General features: G+C 30.2%; 19 protein-coding genes. 2 read left to right on the forward strand and 17 right to left on the reverse strand.

From position 1 onward, the window contains the following. The 17 genes from DW911_RS10095 to DW911_RS10170 all read right to left on the reverse strand — a co-directional run. A partial coding sequence (locus DW911_RS10095; protein WP_147365879.1) for an aldo/keto reductase occupies positions 1-801 on the reverse strand: 801 nt, incomplete at its 3' end. Positions 802-913: 112 nt separating this feature from the next. Further along, positions 914-4,348 (reverse strand): transcription-repair coupling factor, encoded by a 3,435-nt coding sequence (mfd, locus tag DW911_RS10100; RefSeq protein WP_118607778.1) that lies wholly within the window; start codon positions 4,346-4,348, stop codon positions 914-916. Positions 4,349-4,356: 8 nt separating this feature from the next. Beyond that, a complete protein-coding gene (gene pth / locus DW911_RS11055) occupies positions 4,357-4,911 on the reverse strand; it encodes an aminoacyl-tRNA hydrolase (protein WP_118432794.1) in 555 nt (184 codons plus the stop codon). A 3-nt stretch (positions 4,912-4,914) separates the two neighbouring features. After that, a complete protein-coding gene (gene pulA, locus DW911_RS10105; protein ID WP_199669476.1) occupies positions 4,915-6,996 on the reverse strand; it encodes a type I pullulanase in 2,082 nt (693 codons plus the stop codon). Between the two features lie 221 nt (positions 6,997-7,217). Beyond that, on the reverse strand, positions 7,218-9,614 hold the full coding sequence (locus DW911_RS10110; RefSeq protein ID WP_118607779.1) for a glycogen/starch/alpha-glucan phosphorylase: 2,397 nt from the start codon (positions 9,612-9,614) through the stop codon (positions 7,218-7,220). A 1-nt stretch (position 9,615) separates the two neighbouring features. After that, a complete protein-coding gene (glgB, locus tag DW911_RS10115) occupies positions 9,616-11,526 on the reverse strand; it encodes a 1,4-alpha-glucan branching protein GlgB (RefSeq protein WP_118433840.1) in 1,911 nt (636 codons plus the stop codon). A 173-nt stretch (positions 11,527-11,699) separates the two neighbouring features. Continuing rightward, positions 11,700-13,166, reverse strand: coding sequence for a glycoside hydrolase family 1 protein (locus tag DW911_RS10120; RefSeq protein ID WP_118433838.1), 1,467 nt, complete (start codon positions 13,164-13,166; stop codon positions 11,700-11,702). A gap of 99 nt (positions 13,167-13,265) precedes the next feature. Further along, a complete protein-coding gene (locus DW911_RS10125) occupies positions 13,266-14,951 on the reverse strand; it encodes a phospho-sugar mutase (protein ID WP_118607780.1) in 1,686 nt (561 codons plus the stop codon). An 84-nt stretch (positions 14,952-15,035) separates the two neighbouring features. Then, complete coding sequence (locus DW911_RS10130) at positions 15,036-15,533, reverse strand: cob(I)yrinic acid a,c-diamide adenosyltransferase (RefSeq protein ID WP_118433834.1); 498 nt, start codon at positions 15,531-15,533, stop codon at positions 15,036-15,038. Positions 15,534-15,538: 5 nt separating this feature from the next. Then, entirely contained in the window at positions 15,539-16,021 is a 483-nt protein-coding gene (ybaK, locus tag DW911_RS10135; protein WP_118433832.1) for a Cys-tRNA(Pro) deacylase, read from the reverse strand. 46 nt (positions 16,022-16,067) lie between these two features. After that, positions 16,068-16,337: a phosphocarrier protein HPr gene (locus DW911_RS10140; protein ID WP_118433830.1), complete on the reverse strand. Its 270-nt coding sequence runs from the start codon at positions 16,335-16,337 to the stop codon at positions 16,068-16,070. Between the two features lie 180 nt (positions 16,338-16,517). Then, the gene (locus DW911_RS10145) at positions 16,518-17,561 is read right to left on the reverse strand and encodes a class I SAM-dependent methyltransferase (RefSeq protein WP_118607781.1); all 1,044 of its coding nucleotides are present in this window, start codon (positions 17,559-17,561) and stop codon (positions 16,518-16,520) included. A gap of 3 nt (positions 17,562-17,564) precedes the next feature. Next, positions 17,565-19,001 (reverse strand): hypothetical protein, encoded by a 1,437-nt coding sequence (locus DW911_RS10150; protein WP_118607782.1) that lies wholly within the window; start codon positions 18,999-19,001, stop codon positions 17,565-17,567. A gap of 268 nt (positions 19,002-19,269) precedes the next feature. Beyond that, the gene (locus DW911_RS11305; RefSeq protein ID WP_118607783.1) at positions 19,270-19,911 is read right to left on the reverse strand and encodes a prepilin-type N-terminal cleavage/methylation domain-containing protein; all 642 of its coding nucleotides are present in this window, start codon (positions 19,909-19,911) and stop codon (positions 19,270-19,272) included. Between the two features lie 67 nt (positions 19,912-19,978). Then, the gene (gene typA, locus DW911_RS10160; RefSeq protein ID WP_118433822.1) at positions 19,979-21,793 is read right to left on the reverse strand and encodes a translational GTPase TypA; all 1,815 of its coding nucleotides are present in this window, start codon (positions 21,791-21,793) and stop codon (positions 19,979-19,981) included. A gap of 109 nt (positions 21,794-21,902) precedes the next feature. Continuing rightward, positions 21,903-22,766 (reverse strand): YitT family protein, encoded by an 864-nt coding sequence (locus DW911_RS10165; protein ID WP_158568240.1) that lies wholly within the window; start codon positions 22,764-22,766, stop codon positions 21,903-21,905. Between the two features lie 50 nt (positions 22,767-22,816). Continuing rightward, positions 22,817-23,680, reverse strand: a complete 864-nt coding sequence (locus tag DW911_RS10170; protein ID WP_158568239.1) for a MurR/RpiR family transcriptional regulator — start codon at positions 23,678-23,680, stop codon at positions 22,817-22,819. A 105-nt stretch (positions 23,681-23,785) separates the two neighbouring features. Here DW911_RS10170 and DW911_RS10175 point away from each other — a divergent pair, with 105 nt between their 5' ends. Continuing rightward, entirely contained in the window at positions 23,786-24,130 is a 345-nt protein-coding gene (locus DW911_RS10175; RefSeq protein WP_118607784.1) for a hypothetical protein, read from the forward strand. A 119-nt stretch (positions 24,131-24,249) separates the two neighbouring features. Continuing rightward, positions 24,250-25,584 carry an aspartate kinase gene (locus DW911_RS10180; RefSeq protein ID WP_118433814.1) on the forward strand — a complete coding sequence of 445 codons (1,335 nt, stop codon included), beginning with the start codon at positions 24,250-24,252 and terminating at the stop codon, positions 25,582-25,584. The last annotated feature ends 14 nt before the right edge of the window (positions 25,585-25,598 follow it).

Raw genomic sequence — 25,598 nt, forward strand, 5'->3', positions numbered from 1 at the left:
AATAATCGTTACTATCTGAAATTCATCTGTCCAACAAATTGGGTTCAGTTCAAGTTCATTAGTCTTTTTAATACCTTCTTCACTATATTGTGGCATATCAACCCTAAAATCTTGTTCTCCGCTACCAAAATCTTTAATAGATTGATAAGCTCCTGAAAGTGCTCCATTAGCAAGTGGTGAAAAGGCAACATATGTAATACCTAATTCTTTACAGACAGGCATCAAATTTTCATGCCATCTTGCCATCATTGAATATCTGTTTTCAATAACTGTAACCGGACAAATCGCATGCGCTCTTCTTAAATATTCTTCATTTGTTTCCGAAATACCCCAAGCCTTAATTTTACCTTCTTCAATTAATTCTTTCATAACACTAGCGACAACTTCAGGTTCCACTTCAGGATCAATACGATGTTGATAATAAATATCAATATAATCTGTTTGTAGTTTTTTTAATGATTCTTCTATTGATTTTCTTATTGTTTGAGGGCTGCTGTCAAATTCTAAATGATCGCCCATATGTTTAACTCCAAATTTAGTGCATAAAATTATATCTTTTCTAAATGGTTTAATGGCTTCTCCAACAACTTCTTCATTATAAGCTATACTTCCATCCGGATTAATTCCTGTATAACATTGTGCTGTATCATAAAAATCATAACCCATATCATGAGCCTTTTGTAATATTTCTACTGCTTGTTTTTTAGGAAGTGGTATCCCACTAGCATGAGTTAATCCCATACAACCAAGTCCTACAGCATTAACATATATATCTGTTTTACCTAATCTTACTTTTCTCATTATTTTCACCCTTTCTTTACTTCTATTTTATTCACTTGTTATTTAAAAGTACAATATCAATAACGTAATCTGCTATAACATAAATGAATAGTAAAAAAGTGGCCTAAAGCCACTATTTATTTTTTATGACTGTTTCTAATAATTGATTGACACGTTCTAGCCATTGTTCACCTTTTGGTAACATGAGAATAATTTGATTATTTAAAGCCTTAAATTGTGGTTTTGTGAATAATTGATGACATAGCATAAATAATTCATCACCAGCTATCTTATTCGATGCTTCTTTAGTAAATTTAATTCTTAATTGATCTTTATAATCTTCTACTGATTCAATAGCTTGATGATGCGCTAAGATATCTAATTTACGCTTTTCAATCAGTAATTCAACCTCATGAGGCAATTTTCCATAATAATCAACAAAATCACCTTTTAAAGAAACAAGTCCCTGCATATCTTTGACTTGATCTAAACGTTGATACAATTCTAACTTTTCATAATCGCTTTCCACATAGTTTTCAGGAATATAACCATCAACTTGAATAGGTAAAGTTTTTAATTCTTCTTCTGGTTTAGTTTCAATACCCTTACGTTGGTTAATGGCGTCTTGTAAGATTTTCATATACATTTCAAAACCAATATCATCAATGAAACCAGCTTGTTTACCACCCAAAATATCACCAGAACCACGAATGGATAAATCACGCATGGCAATTTTATATCCACTACCTAACTCTGTAAATTCTTTGATAGCTTGTAAACGTTTCATGGCTTCATCATTCATCATCTTGTTTTTAGAATATAATAAATAGGCATATGCCCCTCGATTACTTCTACCAACACGACCTCTAATTTGATATAACTGTGCTAAACCAAAATGATCTGCATCTTCAACAATAATTGTATTTGCATTAGGAATATCTATTCCGGTTTCAATAATTGTTGTACAAACAAGTACATTGAATTCTTTATTCATAAACTTTAACATGACATCTTCAAGTTCATCTTTATCCATTTGACCATGTCCTACAGCTACTTTTGCATGTTCAATAGTAGAAGAAATTTTATAAGCCACTTGATTAATATCTTGAGTACGGTTATAAAGATAGAAAACCTGTCCTCCTCTTGCTAGTTCTCTTTCGATGACTTGTTTAACTAAAACATCATTTTTTTCAATTACATAAGTTTGAATTGGTAAACGATCTTTAGGTGGTGTTTCTATTTGTGATAATCCTCTAATTCCCATTAAAGACATTTGTAAAGTTCTTGGAATTGGCGTCGCTGAAAGTGAAAGAACATCTATTGTTTCTCGATATTCTTTAATCTTTTCTTTTTGTTTAACCCCAAAGCGTTGTTCCTCATCAATAACCAATAAACCTAAATCTTTAAATTTAATATCTTTAGAAAGAATACGATGTGTTCCGATAACAAAGTCTATCGTACCATCTTGAATTCCTTTTAAGATTCTGTTTTTTTCTTTCGTTGTTGTAAATCGATTCAATAAAGCAATCTCTACTGGAAAATTTTTAAAACGTTCTAATGCTGTTTTATAATGTTGCATTGATAAAATGGTCGTTGGACATAAAAAGGCAACTTGTTTTTGGTCTAAAATAGCTTTAAAAGCACCTCTTAAAGCCACTTCTGTTTTCCCAAAGCCAACATCTCCACATAATAGACGATCCATGGGTTGTGGTTTTTCCATATCTGCTTTAATTTCATCAACACTACGTTGTTGATCTGGTGTCAGTGCATAACCAAATTCTTTTTCAAATTCTATTTGCATTTCATTATCTTGGCTAAAAGCAAATCCTGGTTGAGCCATTCTTTTAGCGTATAAACTAATCAACTGTTCAGCAATATCATCAATTTTATTCTTAGCTTTTTGTTTAAGCTTACTCCATTGACTACTTCCTAAAGCATGAAGTTTAGGTACTTTGCCATCACCACTGGCATACTTTCTAACCAGTTTGAATTGTTCAACCGGAATATAAAGGTTATCATCTCCGGCATAGGCAACATATAAATAATCCTTATGGAATCCCTTTACTTCTAATGTTTTAATTCCCAGATACTGACCAATACCATAACTATCATGAACAACATAATCACCAATATTTAATTCCTGATAGTCTTTGATAACACGGGCACCTTTGTATTTAACATATTTTCCTTTCTTTACTTCTACGTGACCAAATAATTCATAATCAGTAAGAATAATGATTTTTTCATCAACTAATTCAATACCTTGAGATAAATTACCTACATACATATTAATACCATCATAGATTTGATTGTCATTTCCAATCAGTGTATAATGCATTTCATGACGGTCAAATAATTCTACCATAAGTTGAAGTTGATGTTTGTTTTCTAAACAGATCAAAACCCGATTATCTTTTAAATAATCTTTAATTTGTTGAATCACTTTTCCTTCTTTAGAACGATCAAACATCAGTTGATGACTATGAAATAAAACATCTCCCTCTTTTGCTGAAATAGACTCAAAACATATATATTGATCACCTATCACTTGATAAAAATCTTGATATAAATGAAGACCTCTGACAACCTTACCTATTGAAGCAAGTTCTTGATAATAATAGTGGTTTTCAGAAATATAGTTTTTCATTTGAAAATTAATTTCATTTTGATGAGAAAGAATAATAAGTGGATGATCCAAATATTGAGCAATACTGGTCACATTTTTAAATAAATGATAATAAGCATAGTTTGTTGCACTGGTATCATGATTACGTAAATTTTCAATGTCTAGTTCAATCTTTTCATTAAGCTCATCATGATAAAGTTCATCCATACTTGATAATTGTTTTTGGGCTAAATCTTTTATTTTTGTAATGACCGGATTGACTTCTTGATCATCATATAAAATATCACTAGCAGGAATAATTTCAACTTCGTTAATTTTTTCTACTGTTCTTTGAGTTTTAGGATCATAAAAGCGAATATAATCAATTTCATCATCAAAGAATTCTATTCTGACTGGTAAATCATATTGATTAGAAAACACATCTATAACCCCACCTCTTTTAGAGAAATAAAGAGGTTGATCAACACGATTGGTTCTTTGATATCCAGCTTGAATTAAAAATTGTTGTAATTCATAAATATCTAAAGTTTGACCAACTTTAATTTTTTTACAGTATTGTTTTAAAATATTTTTACTAGGAACATAGCGCATCAAACCATGAACGTGGCTAATAAGTAAATGATGTCCCTTATTTGATAATTGATAAAGTGCATTAATACGTTGACTTAAAAGCTGTGGTGAAGCAGCTAGGCTTTCAATACGATAAGATTCATCAACGGGATAATAAACTGTTTCTTTTATAAGTTTAGAAACTTGTTGGTATAGCAAATTTGCCTCATATTGATTTTCTTTGATAATCACAATATCTTGATTCAACGATAAAAAAGCGCATGATATTAATAGCGCTTCATCTTGAATATGATTAACAACTAAATTTTTATTTTTAGCTAATAGAGCTTGAAATGCTTGATTAGCTTTTAATATATTCAATAACTTATCCATAATAACCTCTAATTAAATTGATTCATAGCGTGATGAAAATCATGTTCTAAACAATCTTCGATTGCTTCTACAGCTTGATGAATTCCTTGATCAATGAAAGGCTTTTGTTCCTTAGTAAACTTACCTAAAACATAGTCTACTACAGGAATCACTTTACTTCTTTCAATTCCCACTCGAATACGCTTAAAATCTTGTCCACCAACATGACTAATAATACTTTTAATACCATTATGTCCACCAGCGCTTCCTTTTTCTCTTAAACGTAATTTACCAACAGGCATATCTAAATCATCATAAATAACAATAATATCCTCTCTCTCTATTTTATAAAAATCCATCACTTGTCTTACTGATTCACCTGATAAATTCATATAAGTTTGTGGTTTAAGTAAAATAACAGCTTCACCTTGATAGTTTGTCTTTACATATAATCCTTTAAATTTATCTTGGTTGATATTTACATTCCATTTATTTGCCAGTTGATCTAAAACCATAAATCCGACATTATGTCTTGTCCCCTGGTATTGATTACCAGGATTTCCTAATCCAATAATTAACTTCATATTCTACCTCTTCAATCCAAATATTTTCATTGAAATTGCTGATAACTGGTCGCTTGAATCATTATCATTATAAATAATATCATATCCAGCCATATCATCAATTTGATAACTACAATAAGAAGGATTAATATAAGCAAAGATTTCCTTATATATTCCCACATCTTGTTTAACACCATATCTTAAAACTTCATAATTGATATGTTTCGCACTCACATAACGATTCACTTCTTCTTTAGTTTCATAACCAAAAGCAATATTTTCTTTTCTTAAAGAAATTAACTTCTTGATTGTATCAATACTATAACGATTTTTATCCAGTAATGACCAATCCACTTTATTAATATCATCTAGACAATTATAAGTATTTCCTCTACCACCCTTACTGCGATAGAATTCTTGTCCACAATGAATAAAAGGAATCCCTTGTGATAACAGTAAAGTCATATTCATCATTAACTGTCTTTTCTTCCTTGTTTCTTCATTTTCTTCTTGATTACAAACTAATAATTTATCATAAATCGTCGCATTATCATGACATTCTAAATAATTAATACTTTGAACTACTTCTTGATAACGCATCGCTTTCATACATTCACCACTAATTTCACAGTTATACATATTACCCGTAAAATAACCTTTTTGAGCTAATGACTGATCACCACTGCCACCCTTTAATGTATCTCTAAAATAATCATTAAAGAAACCAATAGGCACTAATTTATCGTGATTATCCTGCATTCCTTTTTCTTCATTATCAAGGGCTGTATCCATATTCCAGCCTTCACCATACATCATAAAATGACGATCAATATCTTTTCCTTGACGATAAACTTGATTTAATGTTTCTACATCAATAATTCCCATTAAATCAAATCTAAATCCATCTATACCATATAATACTTGCCATCTTTTACACATATCTTTAATATATTGTCTTACCATCCATGCTTTAGTATTTAAATCATTACCACACCAAGAACCATTAGATAGTTCACCTTGATCATTTTTTCTAAAATAATAACCTGGAACAATTCTTTCAAAAGCACTGTCATTAACATCATACATATGATTATAAACCACATCCATAATGACACGAATGCCTTTTTTATGCAGTCCTTGAACCATTTCACGACATTCTTGAATACGACTATAACCATCATGAGGATCTAAAGCATAACTTCCTTCAGGAATGCCATATTGAATGGGATCATATCCCCAATTATAGAGTTGTTTTTGATGTAATTCATCTACTGTAGCAAAATCAAAAATAGGCATTAATTGAAGATGTGTAATTCCTAATTCAACCAAATAGTCAATTCCAGCAGGATGACCACCCGGTGTTTTTAGTCCGGATTCCACCATTGATAAAAACTTACCAGGATAAGTAGCGTAAATACTTTCATCCATCGTAAAATCGCGTACACTTGCCTCATAAATAATGGCATCAGTTTTTCTTGAAATGTCTGGCAAATCCTCTTTATATAAAGAATCATCAAAACGGTCAATATCCACAACAACACTTGCCTGATTGTTTTCTCTACTTCCATAAGCATAAGGATCAACGGCTTCATGAAAACATAAGTGATGTTTAACAAGATAGACATAAGTCTTATTATCTAAATCACCATCAATAATCACCGAAAAAACACCATGCTCATTTCTTTTCATGGTATAACATTGGTTTTCTACTTTAACCATGACTTCTAAGGCTGTAGGTGCCCATACTTTAAATAATGTTTCATCAGGAGTATATGTTGCTCCTAAATCATGTCCATGATATTGGAATACTTCATCAAAACGAGGCATATTCACTAACTTTGTATATTGTAATGTTTCACTTAATCCATAGCCATCAACCACTTGATATTGATGATATAAATTAATCTGTACATTTTCAAAATAATAATAATGATCTTTTTCATCTTTTCTTTCTGATACAATATTCATTGATATTAATGAACCATTATTTAAATCTCTTAAATAGAAATTCGTACACATTCCTTGATAATAATGATTAGAATACTGAACTTCTATTTTATCTAGATCAATCAAATAAGCTAACATCCTTGCTTTATATTTTTCCATCAAACCGCCTCGTTTCTTTACTTATAACCTCATTTACTATTAGTCGCTAATAAAGAGTACTATAAAAGTACTCTAGTTAAATTATTTGTACTATGTCCACTACTATTAATATATACTTTTTCTTTTCAAAAGAACAGTATAAATTTTAATATCCATTATTTATTATATTCATATTATGTAAAAAAATACATCTTACAAGTTTCCTTGTAAGATGTATTCGATTAGAATTTAAGTTTTTCCAAATGCCAAATATCATGAACATATTGTTCAATTGTACGATCACTTGAGAAGAAACCACTTTTAGCAATATTAACTAAACAAATTTCAGCCCATTTATTTTTATCTTGATAAAGTGTTGCTACTCTATGTTGAGCATCAACATAACTAGCAAAATCAGCCAATAATAAATATTCATCATTGCGATTCATTAATTCTTCAAAGATAACTCTAAATTCTTCTTTATTTTCATGGAAAGTACCATTAACTAAACTATCTACCGCACGACGAATGCGCATATCATTATTATAATAATCCCATGCATGATAATTTCCAGATGCTTTTAAATCTTTAACTTCTTGATCTTTTAAACCAAAGATGACACAGTTTTCATCACCTACACGCTCAGAAATTTCAACATTAGCTCCATCTAAAGTACCTAATGTAATCGCACCATTCATCATAAATTTCATGTTACCTGTACCACTTGCTTCTTTACCAGCAGTTGAGATTTGTTCAGATACATCAGCTGCAGGCATAATCTTTTCAGCTAAAGTAACTCCATAATTTTCTAAGAAAACAACTTTTAAGTATTGATTTGTTTCTGGATCATTATTGACTACATCAGCAACACTATTAATTAATTTAATAACTTTTTTAGCAAAGTAATAAGCACTTGCTGCTTTTGCTCCAAAGATATAAGTATGAGGATAAATACGATAGTTTGGATTACTCTTCATTTCTTGATATTCATAAATAACATGTAAAATGTTTAATAATTGACGTTTGTAAGCATGTAATCTTTTAACTTGGATATCAAAAATACTGTCAACATTCACTTCAATACCATTATGTTCCTTAATATAATCAGCTAAGATTTGTTTACGTTCACGTTTTACATCTAAGAAACGATTTTGTAAGATTGGATCTTTGACATGTTCCATTATATCTTCTAAATGTTCTGGTTTTTTAACCCAAGTATCACCAATTGTTTCAGTAATTAAAGAAGCAAGTTGAGGATTACTATAGGCTAGCCAACGACGATGAGTAACACCATTTGTTTTATTATTAAATTTATTAGGGAAAATATCACAGAAGTCTTTTAATTCACGTTCTTTTAAGATATCAGTATGCAATTGTGCTACCCCATTTACACTAAAACTTCCTACAATAGCAAGTCTTGCCATATAAACAGTACCATCTCTTAAAATCATCACACGATCAATTAATTCTTGATCACGATGTGATACTTCTTTTACATAACCAATAAAACGACGGTGAATTTCTTCAATAATTTGATAAACACGTGGTAAAAGTGTTTGCATTGTGCTAATTGGCCACGTTTCTAATGCTTCAGCTAAAATTGTGTGGTTTGTATAAGCAAATGTTTGCGTCACAATATCCCATGCGTCTTCCCATTCATAATTATGTTCATCAATTAAAATTCTCATTAATTCAGGAATTGCTAGTACTGGATGCGTATCATTAAGTTGGATAACATTCTTTTCGTGGAAATTATCTAAGTTAGGATAAACTCTTAAATGCGCTTTAACAATAGCAGCGATCCCAGCAGCAGTAAAAAAATACTCTTGTTTTAAACGTAACATTTTACCTGCAGGAGTAGAATCATCAGGATATAAACATTGACAAATATCTCTTACATTTTGCACATATTGTCTAAAGTCGCTGTTAGCAGGAATATCATCACTTGGCTCAGCAGACCATAAACGTAATGTATTCGTTGTTGTTGTATCGTTACCAACGACTGGTACATCATAAGGTACTGCATTGACAACAACTGCATCTACATGTTCCCAACGTCCAGTACTTTCATTCCATACAACACGCCCAAAGAATTTTACCGGTACACGATGTTTTGGTTTTCTTACTTCCCACATAAATCCTGTTTTCATCCATTGATCAGGAAGTTCTATTTGATATCCATTTTCAATCTTTTGTTTAAATAAACCATATTCATAACGAATACTATTTCCATGACCAGGATAATCTAATGAAGCTAATGAATCCATAAAGCAGGCAGCTAAACGACCTAAACCACCATTTCCTAAACCAGCATCACTTTCTAATTCTTCTAAATCATGAATGTTAATACCGTAATCAGCAAGTCCTTCTTTAGCAATATCATAGATACCAAGATTCATCATGTTATTTACTAATAAACGACCCATTAAAAATTCCATTGAAAAATAATGCATTTGTTTTTGTTCATTATTTTTGACTACGGATTTAGTAGTGGCCCAGTTTACAGACGCATAATCTCTTACCATTGTTTCTAATGTTAAAAACTTTTCAGTAATATGTGCTTCTTCAACAGTACGTCCGTAAGATTCAATTATTCTTCTTGAAAACTCAAACTTAAATTCTTCTTTATTTTTAAACATCTCATTTCTCCTTTTTTGTTACTACTTTTTTCTTTGAAGGTTTTACTTCAAAAATCATTGAACTAAAGGGGGCAATATTGACCTCAATATAATGATCTTTATTAACAAGTGGACTACGATCCGTCTTCTTTGTCTTTTTAGAGCGAATAGCTCGAGGATTAATAAAGTGACTACCAGAATAAATATCTTGATCAGTATTTAAAATTTCCTTATAGCTTCCCTCTACGTTAACTGGTACTTTATATTTTTCATGACGATTACCAACAAAATTCATGACTGCAACAATCTTATTTCCTTGTTTATCTGTTCTTTGAATTGCAAAAACACTTTGTTCATTATCATCAACAACCAACCATTCAAATCCTCGATAATCATAATCTTCTTCATATAAAGCCGGATATTTACGATAAATTTCATTTAATTTCTTTATATAATGATGAAAAGCATCATGATCTGGATACTTTAAGATTTCCCAACCAAGTGATTTCTTTTCGTCCCACTCACGATATTCACCAAGTTCATTTCCCATAAAATTCAATTTCTTACCTGGATGAACCATCATATAAAGATAAAGTGATTTAACTTGTGCTAACTTATCACCAGTTAAGCCCCACATCTTATTAATAATGGTTGCTTTACCATGAACTACCTCATCATGAGAAAACTCTAATAAGAATCTCTCTGATGAAAAATAAGCCATTGAAAAAGTAATAAGATTATGATCATATTTACGATAAATAGGATCTAATTTAAAATATTTCAAAGTATCATTCATCCAACCTAAATCCCATTTATAGTCAAAACCTAAACCATGTTCCCCAACTGGTTTTGTTACTCCTGGATAATCAGTTGAATCTTCAGCAATCATCATCACTGTTGGATGATAACCTGACATATGTCCATTCAATCGTTTCATCCATTCCATTGCACCAATATTTTCACCTAATTCTTTATTACCTTCGTAATAAATAAGGTTACTGACAGCATCAAATCTAAAACCATCAATATGAAAATATGTAGCAAAGAAATCAACACTACTTAGTAAAAAACTTCTTACTTCATTTTTACCTAAATCAAAATAAACACTGTCCCATGGACTATAACGACGATTAATATCTTCATAATCATAAACAAAACCGCCATCAAACATATGAAGACCATGACCATCCTTAACAAAATGTGCCGGTACAAAATCCATAATGACACCAATATCTGCTTTATGACAAGCATCAATAAAAGCCATTAATTGTTTTGGATTTCCATAACGGCTTGTCGCACTAAAGAAACCAGTAGCTTGATATCCCCATGATCCATCAAAAGGATATTCTGTTAAAGGCATGACTTCAATATGGGTATAACCCATATTTTTAACATAAGGAATCATTTCATCAATAAGTTCTTCATATGAATAAAATTCCCCATCATCTCCTTCGCCTTGACTTTCTCTTTTCATCTTCCAAGAACCAATATTGGCTTCATAAATATTAAGTGGTCGATCAAAATTCTTTGTTCTTTTCTCTAACCATTTTTTATCTTTCCACTTATACCCTTCAATATCAAACACTTTAGAAGCCGTAGCAGGTCTTAACTCACTAAAAAAAGCATACGGATCAGCACGATCTACTAACGCTCCATTTGGAGTTTCAATACGATATTTATAAATATCATATTGCTTAATTCCGGGAACAAATAATGACCAAATACCCCCATCATTATAACGTTCCATATAATGTTTTTCTCCATCCCAATTGTTAAAATCGCCAACCACTTGTACACTTAAAGCATGTGGTGCATAGACTGTGAAGCGAACACCTAATTGCCCTTCTTCACTAACAAAATGTGCTCCGAAGATTTTATACGCCTGTAAACAATTTCCATCATGGAAAGTATGAATTAAAAAACTATCAAACATGTGTATTCACTCCTTTTTCATATATTTTATTATATCATAGATAAAATATATCTTCATTAAATATTATAGCGTTTTCATTTTAATATCAAAACGATTTAGCCTTTTATATCATAATCAACTTGAAATACAAAAATTGTAAAACAGACGAAAAAACTACAGTTTTTAAACTGTAGTTAAATTTCTTCACCATTTGATTCACATACTTTTTTATACCAGTAAAATGAATCTTTTTTACTTCTAGAGAAATCTCCTGTTCCATCATCATGACGATCAACATAGATAAATCCATAACGTTTAGCATATTGTCCTGTACCAGCTGATACTAAATCAATTGGTCCCCAAGTTGTATATCCAATTAATGGTACACCATCTTCAACAGCTTCTTTCATCGCATGAACATGTCCCTTGAAGTATTCAATACGATAATCATCATGAATAGATCCATCTTCTTCTACTTTATCAAAAGCACCGAATCCATTTTCTACTACCATTAATGGTGTATGAGGATAACGATCATGTAAGATATTTAATGTGTATCTTAAACCATCTGGATCAATTTGCCATCCCCAATCAGATGCTTTTAAATATGGGTTTTTAGCACCTTTTGACATATTTCCTGCTGTTTGTTCTGCGTTTTCATCTACAGTAACACAGTTAGACATATAATAAGAGAATGTATAGAAATCAATTGTTCCTTCTTTTAAGATTTTCTTATCTTCTTCACTAATATAAGAAGTATCAATGTTATGTTCTTTAAAATATCTAAAGATATATGTTGGATATTCTCCACGTACTTGTACATCTCCACAAAAATTATTTTTTAAGTTATCTTCATTATAAGCAGCTAAGATATCTTTTGGATTAGGAGTAAGTGGATATAATGTTGTATGAGCAATCATATTACCAATCATGAAATTAGGATTGATTTTATGACCTTCAATAACTGTTTTAGCACTTGCTACAAATTCATTATGTAATGCTTCAAATGTAATTTGTTCATTAGATTTTAATTCATTTAATGGAATTCTATGATCAGCACTTACATCATCCGGATCCATTAATCCTAGACCATATAAATTTCCAATTCCACCTTCACCCATACAAGCAATATTAATTTCATTAAAAGTTAACCAGTATTTAACTTTATCTTTATAACGTTTCATACATGTTGTTGCGTATTTAACAAACATATCAATAACTCTACGATCAGAGAAACCGTTATATTGAGTAACGATATTCCAAGGTATTTCATAATGGCATAATGTTACTAATGGTTCCATACCATATTTATGACATTCATCAAATACTTTATCATAGAAAGCTAAACCTGCTTCGTTAGGTTCTTCATCATCACCATTTGGAAAAATTCGTCCCCAGTTAATTGATAATCTAAATACTTTCCATCCCATTTCAGCAAATAATTTAATATCTTCTTTATAATGATGATAAAAATCAATAGCTTCATGACTTGGATAAAAAGCTTCTGGATCAGTCTTTGGTAAGAATGTTCTTGGTGTATTAACATCTCCACCTAACAACATATCTGGTACTGATAATCCTTTACCATCTTCTAAATATGCACCTTCACATTGATTGGCAGCAACTGCGCCACCCCATAAAAATCCTTTAGGAAATCCCATAACATTTACCTCCAATATTCATTTCACCAGTATTATATAACAAGATTATTTTTTATATCCCTGTTTTCAAAAGATGAAAAAAGATAGCTTAGCTATCTTTTATTCACCGATAATTTTCATCATATCTTTTTGGAATACTTCTGTTTTACTTGCAGCATCATTTGCATCTACACCCTTAATAGAGAAATAGAATTTACATTTTGGTTCAGTTCCACTAGGTCTTGCTGCAATCCAAGAACCATCTTCTAAATAATATTTTAGTACATTTGATTTTGGTAAATCAATTGTTGAACCATCTGAACATGTACTACTTTGGTAATCTTCAACCTTAGTAACTTTAACACCACCAATAACTGTTGGTGCATCTTTTCTTAAATTATCCATAATTTCTTTAATTCTTGTAGCTCCTGCAGCTCCCGCTTTAGCAAGGGCAACTTGTGTTTCTTTAAATGTACCATGTTTTTGATATAATTCATTTAAAACATCAATTAAATCTTTACCTTGTTTTTTATAATAATTTCCTGCTTCAGCAGCAGTTAATACTGCTTGAACAGCATCTTTATCTCTAACAAAGTCTTTTACTACACAACCATAAGATTCTTCATAACCAAAAATAAATTGTTTTTCTTTGGTTGCTTCATATTTACGGATTTTATCACCAATAAATTTAAATCCTGTTAATGTTTTTTCCACATCAACACCATAACTACGGGCAACTAATTCACCTAAATCACTTGTTACGATTGTATTATACATCACTGCATTAGCTGGTAATTTACCTTGTTCTTTTAATTGAGAAAGAATGTATTCAAGATAAACTGCAGCAGATTGATTTCCTGACATTAAAACATATTCCCCATCATGTTTAGCAACAACGCCTAAACGGTCTCCATCAGGGTCACAAATAACAACAACATCAGCATCAACTTCTTTAGCTTTTTTAATAGCTAAATCGTATGAACAAGGAACTTCAGGGTTTGGTGATGCTGTATTAGAAAAATCAGGATCAGGTGCACATTGTGCTAATACAGGAACAATATTGTATCCTAAACGTGTTAAACATGTTCTAACTGGAATATTGCTTGTACCATGTTGTGGTGAAAAGACAATTTTAAAATCATCTTTTTCCATTCCTGGATTCACTTCAATTGACATGACTTCTTTATAATAAGCTTCATCTACTTCTTCACCAATCCATGTCATATAAGGATAAGCTTCATCATCACTGACAACCTCAATTTTTAATTCATCAGCCACTTCATTTACATAACCAACAACTTGATCTGCCCATTCTGGAATAAGTTGGCATCCAGTATCATCATATACTTTATAACCATTATATTCTTTTGGATTATGACTTGCTGTAATCATAATTCCACCCGCACATTTTAAATAACGAACAGCAAATGATAATTCAGGAGTTGGTCTTAAACTTTCAAAAATATAAGATTTAATACCATATGTGGCTAACACTTTTGCTGATTCAATAGCAAAACGATAAGACATATGACGGTTATCATAACCGATAGCCACTCCTCTTTCTTTTCCTTCAGGTAAACCAAGCACATATTTAGCAAATCCAACATTAGCTTTTCTAATTGTATAAATGTTTAATCTATTTGTCCCAGCACCAAGTACACCACGCATACCTGCTGTACCAAATTCAAGATTCGTATAAAAAGCATCTTCTTTTTCTTTGTCATTCATTGCTTGTAATTCGGATTTTAATCCGGCATCCATACCTTCAAAGACATTCCATCTTTCGTATTCTTCTTTATAATTCATGTCATTCACCTCTTATTACCATTATATCAAACATATATTAAAATAACCATTCATTTTCATCATGAAATTATGACATTTTATTAACTAAAACTCGATACCTTTTCTTGCTTTGACTCCTTGATCATAAGGATGTTTATGTTTTTTTATCTCACTAGAATAATCTAGTATCACCTTTATTTTATGATTAGGCATTCTACCAGTAAGAATAACTTCATGGTTTTTCTTTAATTGAAGCAAACGATCATAAACTTTTCCTTCATTAATTAAATTTAAAGAAATAACATCTAATAATTCATCTAAAATAATCCCATCATATTTTTCATCAATTAAATCAAAAAGTTCATTCTCTAATTGGCTGACTTCTTTGATCATTTGTGGATCATGCATATCAATAAAGAGTTGCGGCATCTTTTTATACACCACTTTAATACCACACTTTTCTAACATGGGTATTTCACTACTTTGACCATCTTTTAAAAACTGGATAAATAAGACTTGATATCCAGCGCCTTTCATTCTTATAGCTTGACCAACCGCTGCTGTTGTTTTACCTTTACCTGTTCCATAATAACACTGTAACATCTTTATTATTCCTTTATTACACTTACAAGTTTTCCTTGAACCATATCAATTATATCTTGAGGTTTTAAAACAACTTGCATACCTCTTTTGCCAGCAGAAAAAGCCACTTTTTCTTCTTTTAAAATATCTTCTTGAAAATAAGTTGGAAATTGTTTTTTCATTCCTACCGGACTACAACCACCACGAATATAACCCGTAACAGAAAGTAAATCTTTTTGATGAATCATAGCTACATTTTTAACATGTGCCGCTTTAGCCAGTTTCTTTAAATCAATTTCTTCTAAGATAGGAATGCAGCATACTAGATAATGTCGATCATGGTCTTGAAGTACTAAAGTTTTATAAATTTGGCTTGCTGCTAAATCAACTTGGTGAAGGATATGATCCCCACTTAAATGTTCTTCATCATATTCATATTCTAATATTTCATAGTCAATATGATGTTTATCTAGCATTCTTAGTGCATTCGTTTTTGTTATTTTTTTCATAATACCTCCAGATAAAAAAAGGAATCCTTAGGATTCCTTTTAGTTACTATTCAGCAACTTTTTGTTCTTTAATTACTTTTGCAATTGAAGCGATTACGTCTTTTTCGTCATCACCTTCAGCAACAATTTCAACTGTTGCTTTAGTAGGAACACCTAAAGACATAACTCCCATGATTGATTTTAAGTTAACTTCTTTATCGTTATAAATTAATTTAATATTGCTTGTAAATTTGCTTGCTTGGTTAACTAAAATTGTAGCTGGTCTAGCATGTAATCCTACTGGATCAGATACGACAAATGATAATTTTTCTGCCATTATATGACTCCTCCTTAAAATTTCTATACCATGATTATAACATCTAATTCTCGTTATTTCCACCCATTTTCAAAAAAAAATTATGCGCTTTCATTAGCACTAAAAAAAGTCCATAAAATCAATAAAATTTTATTTTAAAATTCAAAACAAATAAAAAATAGATTCAAATTTTCATTGAATCTATCCTTTTTTTCTAGCTACAACAAGGAAGCGATGTGTTGTTAAATCATAGTAATGATTTTTCTTTAATTGTTTCAATGCAGCTGCATAGAAATTAATAAATTGTTCATATCGGTCTACTCTTTCTGGAGAAATTGTTTTAATAAAAGCTAATAAAGCTGATAGTGAATCAAAGCGAAGATGTCCCATATCTTCAAAACCATCAACGATATCAAAACCTATTTCTTTTAGTGTATCTTGACAAGCTTCTTTATTCCATTGTCCTTTCATTTTAAAAGGAATAAACATATTGATAATCTCTTTATAATTGTCACTACCCATTTGATCAACAATAAAGTATCCACCGGGTTTTAAAACTCGATACATTTCAAATTTATCATAATTAGCTAATTCATTAACAATCACATCAATCTTTTCATCTTTGAAAGGCATTTTACCATTTTGTGTTACTGTTGTTACTTTTACCCCTTTGTTAGCTAATGTTTCATTTGCTTTGTTGACATTTCCTTCTACAACATAAGTAATAGGAGGTAAATAATCAAACTGATTCACAAATTCCCCACCATCTACACTGACAAAAGCAACATGATTTTCTTCTTTAAAATAAGAAGCAATCACTTGATGAGGGTTATAATTAGGCATTGTTTGTTGCATTAATTGATTATCTTGATGTTTTAAAGCTTCTTCAATTCCATCTTTTAGTTCCTTTGCTTCTTGAATATCCTTTTTAAAGCGAAGTTTAACATAATAGAAATAAAGAACTTGTCCAATAGCGTCACCTATCATCGCTACTGCTCCAAAACCAACTAGTTCAAATAACCATAATGTAGAAAACATTTTTTCATCAGATGTCATCAAATAACAAAACATTCCTAATATTAACATTGAAATTTGTTGACGATATTCAAATTTCTTATCAAATAATAAGAAATAACGAATATTAACTCTTTTTCTTGATTGACGTCCTTCTACTTCACCAAATACAACTCTTAACATCACTAAGATAATGAAAAATGATGCTAACATATAAAAATATACACTCATATCTTACCTCTTATAAATTACATTTCCTTCTATATCGTAATACCCTTTATGGTTTTCTTTAATAAAGTAACCATCTTTATATGTAAGTTCCCCTTCTTTTGAAAAGAGCACTTCATTTTCTTTTAAATCATAAACATAAGTTGTTCCACTTTTATTAAATACACCTAATAATTCATCATTATCACTAATAATTTGTTTGCTTCCCATAAAATAATCTTTAATGACTTTTTTACCATTTTTATCAATCACTTCATATTTACTGTTTGTTTTATAACCAGCATAATATCCATGACCAATATATTCTATTCTTTGATAATTTTTTGAGACTTTTTGACCTTGTAAATCAATTAAATAGTATTGATCTTCTTTTTTAGAAACAATGGCTCTTTTAGCGTTATCAAAATCAGTAGCTTCTTTAAATGATCCTTTAAACGCTAATTGACCATTAAATTTATAAAATTGATATCCTTGATCTCGTTTATAAACATTGAAAATTTGATATTGCACATAATTCGTCATTGGATTAATTTGGATACCATCAACATCTAATGTCTTTTTACCACTAACAAATTGATGTGGACCATAAATATATTGTTTATTTTTTACTACATAATGAGTGGCATCATAATAATAACCATCAACCTTTTGATAAGTCTTTCCATCTAATGAAAGAATATAAGTATCATTATCTTTTGTAGCCACAATAGCGTTATTTTTAAAATGAGCTTCTGTGATATCACATTCTTGTTTAAAAACAACTTTCCCCTTATGATTTACTCTTACTAATTGTTTTTGATTAGCATCATATAATAAATAACCGTTCTTTTTACTATAATCTAATAAACTATAAGTGCCACTGAGTTTAACAGTTAAAAATTGACCTTTTTCATCATTATTTTTTTCAATAGCTAAACCATCATATAATGTTATTTTTTTAGGATAACAGATGAGAACATGTCGATGATGATAAACACTTACTTTAACCACTTTATTTTTAGACTTTTCAATTTCATTACCATATTGATCTAAAACTTGATATTGTTTATTTTTATAAACAATTGGTAATTCATCTATGATAATTTTTGTCTTCTTATTTGTTTTAGAAATCACTTTTCCTTCACTATCATAAAGTGTGTATTGTTGTTTATTTTGTCCTACAACGATATTTTCTAATGCTGATAGTTTCACATTTTTCTTTGCCTTAATAAGTTCACTACCATCATGAGCTAAATAATGGTATCCCTTTTTATCTTTAACAATATAACCATCTAAACCAACAGGTTCATATTTTGTATAAATAAACTTTGTTTTAAGATTACCTTCATTATCACACAAAGCATACTTGTTATCTTTTTCTACAAAAAGAGTTTGTACATCACTTTTTGACTGACATCCGACTAAAATCATTAAAATCGAAAGTACAACCAACATTCGTTTCATATTATTACCTCCTTGAGTCTTTACCATTATAGCATATTTTTTTAAATAAGAAAAAACAAGACCTAATAGTCTTGCTTTTTCTTATTTGGATATATTTTGGATAGAACTTTAAGATAAATAAAAAAGCTTATCTTGTGTAAAACATCAATCAGGTACTTGGATATCTCATTTGACTCTATGCGTCACATTTTACCTTTCTTTTTGTTTTATCACTTTGTTTTCTCTAATCACATTATATCATGCATTTTTATTTGTGCAAGCGTTTTCATTAATCGCTTATCTTTTTTAAATTATCCCAAAAACCACCATCATTATTCCCCTTTATTTTATCCACATTTGTTTCATTTTGACGTGAGACAATATACGTTGTAAGTTCAATATTTTTATTTGTACTTAACACATTTTTTCGAATGGCTGAATTACCACCTACACTTATAGAATCAATAAGTCTCCCTTTTTTACCACCATCATTCCATAAATACTTATGACTCCAAGTTTTACCATCATTAAACCATGGTTTAGAATTTTCAGTTTCTTGATAAACAATTCCATAAAGTTTATAAGCATCTTCTGGCTTACTTGTCGTTTTAGTTGAATCGTATGTTCCTGTAACAAACATCAAAATGTAAGGAGTATAGCCAAGATGATTAATTAAATCATCATTCATATTTTGAGGTAACGTCATATTTTTAGTGTAATCTTGCTTCGAATTTCCATTTTCAAAGGCAAAAGATTTTACTAATGTTACTTGCGAAGCTATCACAGTTTCGCGTACCTTAGCTAGTTCTTTAGCCTCTTTTGCTTCTTTTACATACCCCATTACTGAAGGAATTGCTATTGCTGCTAGAATAGCTAAAATAACGAGAACAACAATAATTTCTACTAATGTAAATCCTTTTTTATTTTTCATGCTTTTACCTTTCCGCTTCTTATTGTCATTCTATAAAATATATGAAAAAAAGTAAATAAGTTTTACCTTATTTACCTTTTCTATATTGTTGTTTTCTTTCTAATTCTGTTAAGTAACGTTTTCTTAAACGAATATGTTCTGGTGTTACTTCTACCAATTCATCATCATTAATATAATCTAAACAAGCTTCTAGATTAAAGTGACGAGGTTTCTTTAAAACAACTGTAGAATCTTTTGAAGAAGAACGGGTATTTGTCATTTGTTTTCCTTTAGTAACATTGACAACTAAATCATTGTCTCTTGTATGTTCTCCAACAATCATACCTTCATATACATCTACACCTGGACCAACAAACATTACTCCACGGTCTTCAACGCCACCTAGAGCATAAGCCGTAGTTTGTCCACTATCAATAGAAACAAGAACACCTAAGTTTCTTTCTCCTACTGTATCTCCTTCTAATGGTCGATATTCTAAGAATGAATGTGAAATAATTCCATAACCTTTTGTCATTGTTAAAAAGTTAGTCATAAATCCAATCATTCCTCTTGAAGGAATTGTATAAGTAACTGAAGTTTGACCATCTTGAGAATGCATATTTTCTAATGTTCCTCGACGATATCCTAAAGATTCAATAACGCTACCAATACAATCATCTGGTGCTTCAATATTAACTTCTTCATATGGTTCACATTTGACACCATCAATTTCTTTAATGATAACTTTAGGTTTAGATACTTGTAATTCATATCCTTCACGTCTCATGTTTTCAATTAAAATTGATAAATGTAATTCCCCACGTCCTGAAACAATCCATTCTTCACTATTAGGAATTCTTTCAATTTTTAAGGAAACATCTCGATTTGTTTCTTTAAATAATCTTTCTTCAATTTGTCTAGCAGTAACAAACTTACCATCTTGTCCTGCAAATGGTGAAGTATTTGTACCAAATACCATTTGGATTGTTGGTTCATCAACATGTAATAGTGGTAAAGCTTCTTCTTTACCTGTTGTACATACTGTTTCTCCCACACCAATATCAGCAAGTCCAGCAATCGCAACAATGTCACCCGCACTTGCTTCTTCAATTTCAATACGATGTAATCCTAAGAATCCATATAATTTTTGAATTCTAAATTGAGTATGACTACCATCAGCTCTAACACATGTTACTGATTCATTAACGTGCATTTTCCCTCTTTGAATACGTCCAATACCAATACGTCCAACATAATCATTGTAATCTAATAAAGCTGGTTGGAATTGTAATCCACCTTCTTCATCAACTAATGGTTCTGGAATTTCTTTAATAATCATATCAAATAAACAATCCATATTAGGTACTTGTGTTGCAATATCTGGGTCTAAACTTGATGTACCCTGTAATGCTGAAGCATAAACTGTTGGGAAATCTAACTGATCATCATCAGCTCCTAATTCCATAAATAATTCCAATACTTCATCCATAACTTCTGGAATACGTGTCACTGGTCTATCTACTTTATTAATAACAACAATTGGTTTTACTTTAGCAGCTAAGGCTTTTTTCAAAACGAAACGTGTTTGAGGCATTGTTCCTTCATAGGCATCAACAACTAATAATACCCCATCCACCATATTCATAATACGTTCTACTTCTCCACCAAAGTCAGCATGACCTGGTGTATCCATAATATTAATACGATAATCTTTATAATTAATAGCTGTATTTTTAGCTAAAATAGTAATTCCTCTTTCTCTTTCTAAGGCATTACTATCCATTGCACGATCATCAATTTGTTCATGATCGTCTAATGTTCCTGATAATTTTAATAATTGATCTACTAATGTCGTTTTCCCGTGATCGACATGGGCAATAATTGCTATATTTCTAATATTCATATGATCGCTCCTTTAATAACTTCATCATTATAACACAATATTTTGAATTGTCATTATTTATTTAATTTTGTCCATATAATCATAAAAAAGCAAAAGTTTAACCTTTTGCTTAAGAAATATTTGTTTTTAAATACTCACGGTCTAAAGTAAATCCTTTACCTCTTACTTCACTAATGGGACTAATAGTCACAAAGGCATGATCATCAATTTTATTAATTGTTTCTTTAGCACTAGCAATTTTACGAGGAGGTATAACACACAAGACAGCTTTACTATCTTCTTTAGTAAATCCTGTTTCCATTTTAATTAAAGAAACACCGTAATCTAATTCATGAATAAAAGCTTCTCTAATTTGTTCATACTTTTTACTAATGACTAATAATTGCATATTATTTTCACCTAGAATAAGAACTTTATTAATAGCGTATGACATAATGACAGTTGATAAAATACCATACAATAATTGAATTGGTGGATAAACAACAATTAAAGCAACAATAATCAATCCATCACATAAGTTAACCATGGCACTGACATTAAAACCGAATTTCTTATGTAAAATAATCGGTGGAATATCCATTCCTCCTGTACTGGCACCCGCTCTAATAACAAGACCAATCCCTATTCCTGATAAAGCACCACCAAATATTGTCGACAATAAAATATCATTACTAATAGTTTGGATATAAGGAATACTTTGAATGATTTCTAAAAAGACCGGATAGACAAAAGTCGAAACAAGTGTTGTTAAGGCAAAAGTTTTTCCTAATGCAAAATAACCAACAACAAATAAAGTAACATTGACAATCATTACAGTATAAGATATTGGTAAATTAAATAACGCTTTCCCTATTAATCCTAAACCGGTTGTTCCTCCAACAACAATATTTAAAGGTAGCGTGAAACACGCTACAGCAAAAGCTAAAATTAAATTTCCTAATAAAATCATCATCATGATTTTTGTATTTTTCATTTCCATCACCTTGCTTATCCTAACATTGTTTTTAAATGAAAACAATGTTTTTATTCATCCATTATTTCATTTCTTCTTTGATCATATTCTTTTTGTAAATCAATCTTTTGATTAATGTATTGTTGGTAGTGTTTTTGAAATAATAATGAATAGATTAAATCTAATAAATAATCACTGCTTATTTTAGAAGAATAAGCTGCAATTTTATCAATAACATTTTCTTTAGAACATAATGTTAAACAATAATCTGCATTCTTTCTTAAATAACTATCATTCATTGATGTTAAAGCAATAACTTTTCCCTTTTTTTCTTTAATAATTTTAACAATCTTTTTCATTTCATCAGACTTACCGGAATAAGAAATTACTAAAGCTACAGTATGTTCATTAGAATATAAAGCTCTTTGGTTTTGTTCAGTAGGAATATGTTTTAAACTGACTAATTGGTTGATGTATGTCATTTTATGTTCAAACATCAATGCTGATAAATAAGAATCTCCCCATGCATACAAGTCAAGAATTGGACTTTGATCAATTAACTCAACAATTTGCATAAGTTGTTCTTGAACAATTAATGCTTTTGTTCCAGCAATTGTTTTTAAATATAAATCATTGATTTTTTGACTTACTTCATCAATCGTATCTTCCTGTAAAAAAGGACGATTAAAATCAACCTGTTCCTTATTATGGGATTGTATTTCTCCCACAAAATGGACTTGAAAATCACGATAACTGGCTTCTCCTAATTTACGACATAAACGACTAATGGTTGCTGGAGAAGTATAGGTTGATTTAGCTAAATCAGATATTTTCATTTCAACTACTGATGATTTATTTTCTAATATGTAGTTAGCGATATCTTTTTCACTTAAACTAAAATCTATTTGATATTCTAATTTTGTTAGTAAACTCATTGTCTTCACCCAATATCTATTATATACATGGTCCATTCATTTTATCAAAGAATAATTGACATGAGTATATATTTGTCCTACATTGAATAAAAAAGGAGTTAAGAGATGAAAATATTCATAAATCAAAAATTAATTGATGACTATGGGTTATCTTATTTTGTTCATTTAGATATCAATGATTTTTTTAGTGATATTGCTTATGAAAACAGTGTTAATATTGATGAGCGTATTTATATAGAAAGAGATATCACTCCTGATGTTTATATCATTGATGAAGAAAATGAAGATAACCAGCGTTATATTAATATAAATTGGGTATATCTTTTGTATTATAGTCAGTATTTTAATATGAAAGAAATATGTAATCTTGCTGGTATCAGTTACAGTACTTATCATAATTGGAAAAGTGAACTGCACTATTTATCTGAAACAAAAGTATGTTTCAGTTAAAAACAATGAAAGAATTAACCAAACAAATTCATATAATCGAATAATAAAATAGAAATTATATTGAAGAAATAAGAAAAAAATGTTATTTTATTATCAATTATATATAGGGAGGACAAAAGATGGTCAAAGTTGTAAAATTTGGTGGTTCATCTTTAGCTGATGCAACGCAGTTTAAAAAAGTAGCTGATATTATCCATAGTGATCCAGAACGTCGTTATGTTGTTCCATCAGCACCGGGGAAACGTTTTAAAGATGATATTAAAGTCACTGATTTGTTGTATAAAGCATATTATGCAAAAAGTGGAAAAGAGTTTGGAAAAACTTTTGAGACAATTAGACAAAGATATCAAGATATTATTGATGAATTAAATTTAAAATTAGATTTAAGCGAAGAATTTGATAAAATTAAAAAAGCATTTAAGGATCAAGTGAGTATTGAATATGCTGCGAGTCGTGGTGAATATTTAAACGGTATTGTCCTAGCAAATTATTTAGGATTTGAATTTATTGATCCTGCTACCGTTATCTTTATTGATGAACATGGTAACTATGATGCTGAAATGACAGATCCTAAATTATCTGAAAAATTAGCTTCTGTAGAAAATGCTGTTATTCCAGGTTTCTATGGTGCTAAAAATGACGGAAGCAATGAAATTAAGACCTTCTCACGTGGGGGAAGTGATGTAACAGGTTCAATCGTTGCGAAAAATGGAAATGTAAGTTTATATGAAAACTGGACTGATGTTTCAGGATGTTTAATTGCTGATCCACGCATTGTTGATAATCCTGATGTCATTGGAACGATTACTTATAAAGAATTACGTGAATTATCTTATATGGGAGCAAGTGTTTTACATGAAAATTCAATTTTCCCAGTAAGAAGTCAAGGAATTCCAATTGTTATTAAAAATACTAATAAGCCTGAAGATGCTGGTACTTTAATTGTTGAAAGCACTTGTCATAAACCAGATCATGTTATTACTGGTATTGCTGGTAAAAAAGGATTTGCTACAATCATGATTGAAAAAGATATGATGAATAGTGAAATTGGTTTTGGTAGAAAGGTATTACAAGTATTAGAAGATAATCAATTATCTTTTGAACATACACCTTCAGGTATTGATACAATGACTATTGTTGTTGAAACCAAAGCTTTTATTGATAAGGAACAACAAATTTTAGCAGGTATTCATCGTGCTGTTGAACCAGATTCAATTGAATTAGAATCTGATTTAGCTTTAATTGCTATTGTTGGTAGAGGCATGAGAGATGGTCGTGGTACGGCTGCTAAAGTCTTTACTGCATTAGCTCAAAAGAATATTAATATTAAAATGATTGATCAAGGATCTTCTGAATTAAATATTATTGTTGGCGTTAAAAATATTCACTTTGAAGAAGCAATTAGAGCAATCTATGATATGTTTATTACAAATGAAAAAAAGAATGACCGTTAATATTAACGGTCATT

It is taken from the genome of Erysipelatoclostridium sp. AM42-17, from assembly GCF_003480255.1.
Lineage (GTDB): Bacteria > Bacillota_I > Bacilli_A > Erysipelotrichales > Coprobacillaceae > Faecalibacillus.